The following is a 1,959-nucleotide window of genomic DNA, read 5'->3' as shown; positions in this document are numbered from 1 at the left end:
CGAACGGCGACTGGCCGAACGGCGCCGGGAAGCCCAGGTGGCGGGCGGCGGCGTCCTTGTCGACGCCGGCGCCGTCCATGAGGGCCCGGCGGGTGCAGCCGGGGTTGGCGGCCAGGGCCGCGATCGCTCTGGCGTCGTGCGGCTTGGGCGGCGTCGTGCCGCGCAGCGCGTCGAGCCGGTGGGCCGGGCCGTCCTCGCGTCTCAAGCCGCTCACGTCGCTGTCTCCTCCTTGATCGTGCCCAGCGTAGCGGCGCCGAAGAGCCTGGCCACGTCACCGAGCTGGGATGTGGCGCGTCGTGCCAGCTCGGCGCGGTCGCGCGTGTCGCGTTCTGCGTGCACCGCCAGCTCGGCCCTGGCCGCCTCGGCGATCCGCCGGCGGTCGGGCGGCCCGAGGTCGGTGGCCGTGGCGCCGGGCACGTTCCTGGCCATCCGCGCCAGTAAGCGCAGGGCCCGCTCGTCCTCGCCGTCGTGCGAGGCCACCGCGATGGCGCAGGTCAGGAAGTCGACGCGGGGGCTGAGCGGGCCGACCACCCGCCGCTCCAGCGGCCAGGTGCTGAGCGTCAGCAGGCCGCGGGCGGGGGAGAGGCGGTCGGTCAGCGCCGCGCACAGGTAGTACGGCCTGCCGTGCGGCGTGGACCGGAACGAGCGCTCCTCGTCGCGGCGCAGGCTGGTGAGCTGGGCGCTGCGGATGGTGCCGGCGAAGAACGCGCCGCTGACCGCCACCACCAGGCGCGGCTGCGCGGCGGCACCGAGCAGCGCGAGCGCCTGGTGGACCTGCTCGCGCACGGTGACCAGCCGGGGCCCCTCCGCCCTGGCGCGCGGCTGCTCGCCGCTCACCAGGGCGTCCCAGGCGCGCTCGGCGGCGCGCAGCTCGGCACGCAGGACGCGGGCCGTCGCGCCGTCCCTGACGCGCATGGCCTTGCGCACGCCGGCCCGGAGCCCGTCGATCCGCCGCTCCAGCTCGTCCAGCGGGTCACTCATGGCGCGAGGGTATCAACAGTTCCAGTATTTCCCAGTATTTACACCGAAATCTACGATGTAAAGGGGCGGGCCAGGAACCACATGCGGTCCTCGGTGACGAACCGCTCCAGCCGCAGCCCCTCGGCGGCCAGGGCGTCGGCCAGCTCGTCGTCGGTCATGCGGCGCGAGGTGAACGACTGGGTCCAGACCCGGTCGCCGTGCTCGTAGCGCATGGTCGCGGCGAACACGCCGGGGGAGATCTCCTCGACCTCCGCCAGGGTGATCGTGACGTCGCCGTCCTTCCTGCCCGAGCCGGCCCGCCAGCCGTCGTGCCGCTCGGCCGTCATCCACTGGACGAGCACCGCCCCGCCCGGCTTGACGTGCCGCGCGCACGCCGCCAGGAAGGACCGCCTGACCTCCACGTCGACGACGTTGACGAGCTGGGAGGCCAGCGTGACGGTGTCGAATCGCCGGTCGAGCCGCAGGTCCTGGAGCCGCGCGTGCACGGTCTCGGCCCCGCGCACGTGCGCCAGCATCTCGGTGGACTCGTCCACGGCCACGACCTGTAACCCGGCCTCGACGAGCGCGTGGGTGACTCTGCCGACGCCGGCGCCGAGCTCCAGGACGGACCCGCCCGGCGGGGTCTCCTGGATGACGACGTCGGCGTCGCGGCCGGGCTGGAGGAGGGTGTAGAACTCGACAGGGGATCCGTCGGGGGTGATGGCGCCTGGGCCTGTGCCGGTGTTCTTCATGCCCAAAAACCTAACCGCCGCGTGAGCCGTCCGTGAGCGGGGGACGATGGCCTCTGTGACCGGTGAGGTACGAGTTCTGATCGGCGTCGGCGTGGGCCTGGCCGCCGTTCCCCCCGTCTACTACCTGACCGAGGCGGGCGCCAGAGCGCTGCGGGCCGGGCAGGCGGCCTTCGCCCCGGCCCCGGCCGGGGTGGGCCTGCTGGCGGCGGCGGCCCTGATCGTCGCGGTGCTGGCCGCCTGGCCCGCC

At 74.4% G+C, this 1,959-nt stretch carries 3 protein-coding genes and 1 pseudogene; 1 reads left to right on the top strand and 3 read right to left on the bottom strand.

Annotated elements, in window-relative coordinates:
- The 3 genes and pseudogenes from ACWCSD_RS52060 to ACWCSD_RS52050 form a co-directional block, all read right to left on the bottom strand.
- Positions 1-214, bottom strand: a pseudogene (locus tag ACWCSD_RS52060) (hypothetical protein); the annotation flags it as partial.
- Positions 211-981, bottom strand: coding sequence for a hypothetical protein (locus ACWCSD_RS52055; protein ID WP_358286459.1), 771 nt, complete (start codon positions 979-981; stop codon positions 211-213). The gene ACWCSD_RS52055 and the pseudogene ACWCSD_RS52060, both read right to left, overlap by 4 nt.
- Positions 982-1,031: 50 nt before the next feature.
- The gene (locus ACWCSD_RS52050; RefSeq protein ID WP_358286461.1) at positions 1,032-1,712 is read right to left on the bottom strand and encodes a class I SAM-dependent methyltransferase; all 681 of its coding nucleotides are present in this window, start codon (positions 1,710-1,712) and stop codon (positions 1,032-1,034) included.
- 55 nt (positions 1,713-1,767) lie between these two features.
- Between ACWCSD_RS52050 and ACWCSD_RS52045 the strand changes: the two genes are divergently transcribed.
- On the top strand, positions 1,768-1,959 hold a 192-nt coding region (locus ACWCSD_RS52045; RefSeq protein WP_449927245.1), incomplete at its 3' end, for a hypothetical protein.

The organism is Nonomuraea sp. NPDC001684, assembly GCF_053596515.1.
The sequence above is the reverse complement of the archived record's forward strand: the minus strand, read 5'-3'. Positions and strand labels throughout refer to the sequence as shown.

Excerpts from the sequence above, each read along its gene's own strand:
- ACWCSD_RS52055 (WP_358286459.1), bottom strand. The coding sequence starts at position 981 with ATGAGTGACCCGCTGGACGAGCTGGAGCGGCGGATCGACGGGCTCCGG.
- ACWCSD_RS52050 (WP_358286461.1), bottom strand. The coding sequence starts at position 1,712 with ATGAAGAACACCGGCACAGGCCCAGGCGCCATCACCCCCGACGGATCC.